The following is a 6,620-nucleotide window of genomic DNA, read 5'->3' as shown; positions in this document are numbered from 1 at the left end:
ACAAAGATAATGTTTTATTGAATACCAGTCAAGGAAAAAGTGATTTAACTTTCTCGGCTTTGTATGGCTTTTGGTTGTTGAATTTATCATTCATAAATCTATGTAGCATGTTGGGGACTAGGAAGATTTTTAGGGTTGTTCTGATTCTTTTCTTGGAAAAATAGACTTCATGTTGCAGGGTAATTTCTTCGTCATTTCGTACCATCTCTGGAAGCCTGACTTTTATATTCTTCTTAAGTTCTTTAAACTCTTCATAATCTGTTTTTTCAATCAGGTCGAGTAGTACTTCGTCTAGCCATTTATAAATATTGCTTTCAAAATAAGTGCATCCTGAATGGGTCACCTCCTCCGTTCTTCCGTGAATCTGATTTAAGTTTGTTTCCATCACATAGTAAGCTACTGCTTTAGCTAGGTGTTCATTTGCGTTCATTAATCTGTCTGCCATAATTCATTTTTAAAATTTTAAATTATCACAATTCTGTAAGATTCCAAAGAGAAATCCTACCACCTTTCAGGCAGTAGGATTAGGGTTTCTAGGTGAAATAAGGCAATACGTCTTTCAATTCATTGTTACAAAGGTAATTGTACTGGATTGCTGTGTAGTAACTAATCCCTAGCTTCTGGAAGATGTAATCATACCCATAGCCCTTCAGTCTTAAATACCAGACTTTCCACCTCTTCACATTCTTACCCTTGCTGTAGTAGTTCTGGAAGATGTACTGCTTAATGGTGCCGTACATTTGCCTTAACTGGTTTTCTGATTGGGTTTCTTCTTCACTGTAGGCTTCTTCTTCTTCAATTTCGAAATCAGAAGGGCTTAGCTCGGTATATTTGATTTCTTGGTTAAAGATGCTAGTGTTTGTGTTGTAGATGATGCCTGCTATGTAGTTCTGAAGTTCTGGGGTAAGTTCATTATCCTGCAATCCCTTTTCCAGTATGGCTAACATGGTGTCCTGTACTACGTCTTCATATTGGCTGGGGTTCTTAATCTTCTTTGCTGTGGTTAATACGTAATTATAGATTTCCTGATTCATTTGGATAATAGTTTAAAAAAGTTGGTTCTGAATTTAAAAAGTAGGGTTAGGGCTAATAGGAGTGAAGCCCATTTAAGGGTATTGGGTATTGCTGTTACCTTCTTTGCTGAAGATACAGCTTTTGTTTCCTCTTTCCTGTGGGTGCTTCTGGCTGTTCTGTTAGCCTGTCTGGTGGTATCTCTTACAGTTCTTTCAGATTGCTTTATGCTGGTTCTGATGGTTCTGTTTTCCTGTCTGGTTTCCGTTCTGATTGACCTGTTTTCAGCCTGTATAAGCTTCTCTATGGTTCTGGAAGGAATTTGTATCTGTACTTCTGTGGAATCCCTTAAATCAAAGGATTTATAGGTGATATGGGGCTTGGTGCTACAGCCTGCCAAAAGCAGGAAGAGCAGTAGGTATTTCATTTGAATTCATTGAAAAAAAAATAAGGATTGAACTCTTATCTGGTGTGGTTGATGGTTCCTATCTGTAGGTAGGGTAGGGGTTCTAAAAATCTAAGCTGTTTCCATGAATAGGAATAACCTTATCAAATATAGTCAAAAAATTTGATAAAAACAATGGTAAAATAATATATAATTCCCTTTAAAAATCAATTTTCAGCTTAAACCGCTGTTATTTGGAATTGTTCTAAATTTATGGTTTTAAAATCTTTTTTTGGGTTTAATTTCATTGGGGTTCGAAACATGAAAAATCCTGTGACTACTATGTGACTAAAAAATAAAAAAGACTTATAAACCCCTGTAAATCAGTTGTTTATAAGCCTTCAANTTTTGGGTTTAATTTCATTGGGGTTCGAAACATGAAAAATCCTGTGACTACTATGTGACTAAAAAATAAAAAAGACTTATAAACCCCTGTAAATCAGTTGTTTATAAGCCTTCAAGTGTACCCGGAAGGATTCGAACCCTCAACCCTCAGAGCCGAAATCTGATATTCTATCCAGTTGAACTACGGGTACTTATAAAACCTGCCAGATTTAATGAATTTTTCCAAAAACCTGGCAGGTTTATAGCATGCAAATATATACTAAATTAGGCGTCTTTCAATACCGCCTGAACTTTTTCTGCAGCCTCTTTCAAGGTGATGGCAGAAGAAACTTTCAATCCTGATTCGTCGATGATTTTCGCACCTTCCTCAGCATTGGTTCCCTGCAATCTCACGATGATTGGCACTCTGATGTCGCCGATAGACTTATAAGCTTCCACCACACCATTGGCAATTCTGTCGCATCTTACGATACCGCCAAATACGTTGATAAGGATGGCTTTTACATTTGGATCCTGAAGGATGATTCTGAAACCGGCTTCAACAGTCTGGGCATTAGCCCCTCCTCCCACGTCAAGGAAGTTGGCAGGCTCACCGCCAGAAAGTTTGATCATATCCATGGTAGCCATGGCCAGTCCGGCACCGTTTACCATACAGCCTACGTTACCGTCAAGCTTCACGTAATTCAATCCTGACTTACCAGCTTCCACTTCCAAAGGATCCTCCTCGTTCAAGTCTCTCAACTCAGCAAGGTCTTTTTGTCTGTAAAGGGCGTTGTCGTCAAGGTTTACTTTAGCATCTACGGCCAAGATCTGGTCGTCAGAAGTCTTCAACACAGGGTTGATTTCAAACTGGGAAGAATCAGTAGCATCGTATGCATTATATAAAGCAGTGATAAATTTCACCATTTCCTTGAAAGCAGTTCCTTCCAAACCAAGTTTGAAGGCTACTTTTCTAGCTTGGAAGCCTTGCAGGCCTACTTTAGGGTCAACCCACTCCTTGATGATTTTCTCCGGAGTCTTTTCGGCTACCTCTTCGATATCCATACCACCTTCGGTAGAAGCCATGATGACATTGCTGCCAGTAGCTCTGTCCAAAAGGATGGAAAGGTAATATTCTTTTGGCTCGGAGTTGCCAGGGTAGTAAACATCCTGGGCTACCAAAATCTTGTTTACTTTCTTGCCTTCAGGTCCTGTCTGGATAGTCACCAAAGTCCCGCCTAGGATGTTTTTGGCTTTTTCTGTTACCTCATCCTGGCTTTTGGCCAATACCACACCATTGGATTGAGTTTCCTGGATTTTACCTTTACCACGTCCTCCGGCATGAATCTGAGCTTTCAGTACATACCATGAAGTACCTGTTTCTGCATTGAGTTGCTTTGCGGCTTCAAGTGCTCCTTCCGGACTATCGGCTACGATGCCCTCCTGGATTTTTACGCCGTATGACTTTAAAACTTCTTTAGCTTGATATTCGTGTATATTCATCCTAGTGAAAATTTTTGCCCGAAGTTAACTTTATATGTCCGTTTTTTCAAGGATTCAACCGCTCTTTTTGCCAAAAGAACCCTAATTTTAAGTTATTCCGTCAAATAGTTTTAAATTTGAACGTGTCAAAATTTAATTATGCTTACAGCTCAGGGAATTCATAAATATTACGGGGATCTACATGTACTTAAGGGTGTGGATGTTACTATCAAAAGCGGAGAGATCGTCTCTATAGTAGGGGCTTCGGGGGCCGGTAAAAGTACCCTGCTCCACATTCTCGGCACTTTGGACCAGCCCGACGAGGGGATGGTCAAAGTAGATGAAAACGAGCTCACCCGCATGAAAGGGGACAGGCTGGCCGAATTCAGAAACAGCAAGATCGGTTTCATCTTCCAGTTTCACAACTTGTTGCCGGAATTCACCGCTGAGGAAAATATTATGATCCCTGGGATGATCTCCGGGAAATCGCCTGAAGAGCTAAAGCCAAAGGTGCAGAAGCTTGCCGACCTGCTGGGTATTTCCGGTAGACTGGATCACAAGCCAGCCGAACTTTCCGGAGGGGAGCAGCAGCGGGTAGCTGTGGCGAGGGCGCTGATCAACGATCCGCAAATTATTTTTGCCGATGAGCCTAGCGGAAACCTAGACTCTGCAAGTGCCCAGTCTCTGCACGAACTGTTTTTTAAATTAAGGGATGAATTTGGACAATCCTTTGTGATCGTTACCCACAATCAGGAACTTGCCCAGATGGCAGACAGGATGCTGACCATGCAAGATGGAATAATGGTTTAAGGAAACTTAAACCATTATTCTATTTTAATTCATTGTCTTTTTCTAGTATTTCGGAAGGATCTACAGGTTTGGTAAAATAATGGTCAAATCCTGCATCCATGCATTTTTTCTCCCAGTTTTCGTGGGCATAGGCTGTCAAGGCATAAAACCGAGTGGAATTTTGCTTTTTGAAGCCATTTTGAGTCAAGGTGCGCATTACCTCAAATCCGTCAATCTCCGGGTCGTTGAGGTTCAGATCAATGACTACTATGTCAAACTGCGCGTTTACCAAAAGTTCAAGGGCTTCCGAACCACTGCTTACACAAACCACATCGGCCACCTTGGCCAACAATGCTGCGAAAACAACTCTATTGAGTTCATTGTCTTCGATATAAAGTATTCTCATTCCTATAAAAAAGGGGGGCTGGTATAAAACTTTTCTTTATGTTTTAAGCCCATTTGTTTCGTGTTATCCGCAAGTCGACTTAAATAAGTTAAGTAAAGATAGTAAAGAAAATTGATTTAGCCCCACCTTTTATTTTTGGAAAAAAACCTGAAACCATCTGAGGATACTGCTTAATCCACCTCAATAGTTTCTTGATTTCTTTTATGTTTTCTTTCCCACCTTTCGTCTTCCAAGATATCTTCATATTCCTCCATCAGATCCTCTAACCATTGACTTAGATGTAATGAGTCATCTTCTTCCTCAAGATCCTGTGGTGTCCAATCTACAAACTCCAGTAATGCATCGCGTAAAGCGTTTTTGGGGTTGTTGACAATTTCGCGGAATACCCTATATGCCTCAGCTCCGCCCAGATTTTCTGGAGGATTTATCCCTTCGTATTCCAAAAGGACTTCCTTCCCATCATATTTTTCCAAATCTTCTGGGGTGATTTCTTGGAAGGTAATGGTATGTGACCATCTGTATTTGTGATGATAGTTATACTGAAAAGGGGCGCCCTTACCCTTTAATAAAAATGACCTCTGTAAATAGGTTCTTTTGGGATTAAGAAGGTTTTGATTTTCAGGTATATTTTTGCCTCTTAATTCCCCTATTTTGGTTTTTGGCCGGTTTACATTGTCAACGAAGACATAGGAACTATCATTTTCCCAAATAAATACGCTTATAATTACGTGATTCAATCTGTGAAAATTAATGTCTCCTGGTACAAGCAATACTCTGCGAACTGGCTTGGGCATGTTGTCCAAAGAAATTTCAATCTTAATGGGACTTTTTGAAAGTGTTGTTTTGGTTTGCATAAAAAATATGGTTTAAAAATTTGCATGAATATAAAATACAGAAATTAAAAATAAAATTTTCGATTAAAAAAAATACCCAATGGACAGTAGGTAGATTGTCCATTGGGCAAATATTCTTATATCAAAAATGATAATAGACAGCTATAGATCATAATCCTCCAAAAAGTCCCGGAGCATCTTCATATTCACTTCATTTACATCCCAGGGATCCGTGTCATCTTTTTCCCAATCCAGCCATTCACGCATGCTGTGAAATTCGGGATGGTTGGGGTCATTGATCACGGTGAGGAAATACTGATAGCCGGCCGGTCCTCCAATGTCTTCTGGAGGGCAGTTACCCACAGCCTCCAGTAGTACTGGACTGCCTTCATATGCCTTGCGATCTGACAGGGTGAGCTTTTCAAAAGTGATCTCATGGAACCATTCATCTCCTAAATCGTAGAGGTACCAAAACGGAGCGGCATTTCGCTTGATGAAAAACTCCTCTTTTAAAAGAGTATTTTCCGCATCATCTATCTCATTGTCGACTTTGCAATGGTCCACTCGCCCAGTCTTATATTTCGGGTGATCCCTTTTGTCAGAAAATAGATAAAAGTGGATGTCATCCCAAGGCATAATGTATTGGATGATTTCATGGAGCCTTTCCATGGTAACATTGTCGGGTACCAGTACGGTCCTGAAAACCGGTACCGGCATGTGCTCCAACGAGATTTTGAGTTTGTAGAAATCGGGTTGGATAGATATGATTCGGGCTGTCATATTTGGTTATTATGGTATTAAAATCCAAGAATAAGAATTAAAAACTATTTTTCCACGACTTTCCCCATGCTTTCTATCATTTTTTGGATATGTTTTTCTGCTCCAAAAAGATCCTGGAAAACAGCGGCTATTTTGTGCTCACTATCCAAAAGATAAGTCACCCTTTTAGGCATATTGATGATGGGCATCAGGGCACCATACTGCTTGCAAACTTTTCCCGACCTGTCGGAAAGCAGTTCATAAGGTAATTTATGGGTCTTTTTGAACTTCTCGTGGCTTTCCATGCTGTCCTTGCTTATGCCGTACACCGGGATTTCAAAGGTCTCATAATTGTTGCGGAATGAGCAGACCTCTGCCGTGCAGCCTTTAGTAAAATCCTTGGGGTAGAAAAACAGGATGCAGGCCTGTCCCTGCAAATCTTTGGATAAACTGATGGTTTTGTTTCCTGTGGCCGGAAGAGAAAAGTCCGGTGCTTTTTGTCCGATTTTTAATGCCATAATCTTTTTGTGAATTGTATCTGGTTGAAAATGAGTAGGTGATAATTGGGCTG

9 protein-coding genes and 1 tRNA gene are annotated in these 6,620 nt (G+C 40.3%); 1 reads left to right on the top strand and 9 read right to left on the bottom strand.

The window, feature by feature from the left end; translation table 11 throughout:
• Positions 1–28: 28 nt before the first annotated feature.
• From KI659_RS14615 to sucC, 5 genes are all read right to left on the bottom strand, one after another.
• Positions 29–445, bottom strand: coding sequence for a hypothetical protein (locus KI659_RS14615; RefSeq protein WP_213946099.1), 417 nt, complete (start codon positions 443–445; stop codon positions 29–31).
• 88 nt (positions 446–533) lie between these two features.
• Positions 534–1,034: an RNA polymerase sigma factor gene (locus KI659_RS14610; protein ID WP_213946098.1), complete on the bottom strand. Its 501-nt coding sequence runs from the start codon at positions 1,032–1,034 to the stop codon at positions 534–536.
• Positions 1,031–1,438 (bottom strand): hypothetical protein, encoded by a 408-nt coding sequence (locus tag KI659_RS14605; protein ID WP_213946097.1) that lies wholly within the window; start codon positions 1,436–1,438, stop codon positions 1,031–1,033. Before KI659_RS14605 ends, KI659_RS14610 begins: the two co-directional genes overlap by 4 nt.
• A 480-nt stretch (positions 1,439–1,918) precedes the next feature.
• Positions 1,919–1,992 (bottom strand) — tRNA-Arg (locus tag KI659_RS14600).
• 73 nt (positions 1,993–2,065) lie between these two features.
• The gene (sucC, locus tag KI659_RS14595) at positions 2,066–3,283 is read right to left on the bottom strand and encodes an ADP-forming succinate--CoA ligase subunit beta (RefSeq protein ID WP_213946096.1); all 1,218 of its coding nucleotides are present in this window, start codon (positions 3,281–3,283) and stop codon (positions 2,066–2,068) included.
• Positions 3,284–3,421: 138 nt separating this feature from the next.
• Between sucC and KI659_RS14590 the strand changes: the two genes are divergently transcribed.
• Positions 3,422–4,072 carry an ABC transporter ATP-binding protein gene (locus KI659_RS14590; protein WP_213946095.1) on the top strand — a complete coding sequence of 217 codons (651 nt, stop codon included), beginning with the start codon at positions 3,422–3,424 and terminating at the stop codon, positions 4,070–4,072.
• Between the two features lie 19 nt (positions 4,073–4,091).
• Here the strand turns inward: KI659_RS14590 and KI659_RS14585 are convergent, their stop codons facing one another.
• From KI659_RS14585 to KI659_RS14570, 4 genes are all read right to left on the bottom strand, one after another.
• Complete coding sequence (locus tag KI659_RS14585) at positions 4,092–4,457, bottom strand: response regulator (RefSeq protein ID WP_213946094.1); 366 nt, start codon at positions 4,455–4,457, stop codon at positions 4,092–4,094.
• A gap of 170 nt (positions 4,458–4,627) precedes the next feature.
• On the bottom strand, positions 4,628–5,311 hold the full coding sequence (locus tag KI659_RS14580; protein WP_213946093.1) for an IS1096 element passenger TnpR family protein: 684 nt from the start codon (positions 5,309–5,311) through the stop codon (positions 4,628–4,630).
• Between the two features lie 141 nt (positions 5,312–5,452).
• Positions 5,453–6,070: a plasmid pRiA4b ORF-3 family protein gene (locus tag KI659_RS14575; RefSeq protein ID WP_213946092.1), complete on the bottom strand. Its 618-nt coding sequence runs from the start codon at positions 6,068–6,070 to the stop codon at positions 5,453–5,455.
• A 44-nt stretch (positions 6,071–6,114) separates the two neighbouring features.
• On the bottom strand, positions 6,115–6,567 hold the full coding sequence (locus tag KI659_RS14570) for a peroxiredoxin (RefSeq protein WP_213946091.1): 453 nt from the start codon (positions 6,565–6,567) through the stop codon (positions 6,115–6,117).
• Between the last annotated feature and the right edge of the window lie 53 nt (positions 6,568–6,620).

Origin of the sequence: Litoribacter ruber (assembly GCF_018449405.1) — a bacterium.
Taxonomy (GTDB): domain Bacteria; phylum Bacteroidota; class Bacteroidia; order Cytophagales; family Cyclobacteriaceae; genus Litoribacter; species Litoribacter ruber.
This window is presented reverse-complemented; position numbering and strand designations above follow the sequence as displayed.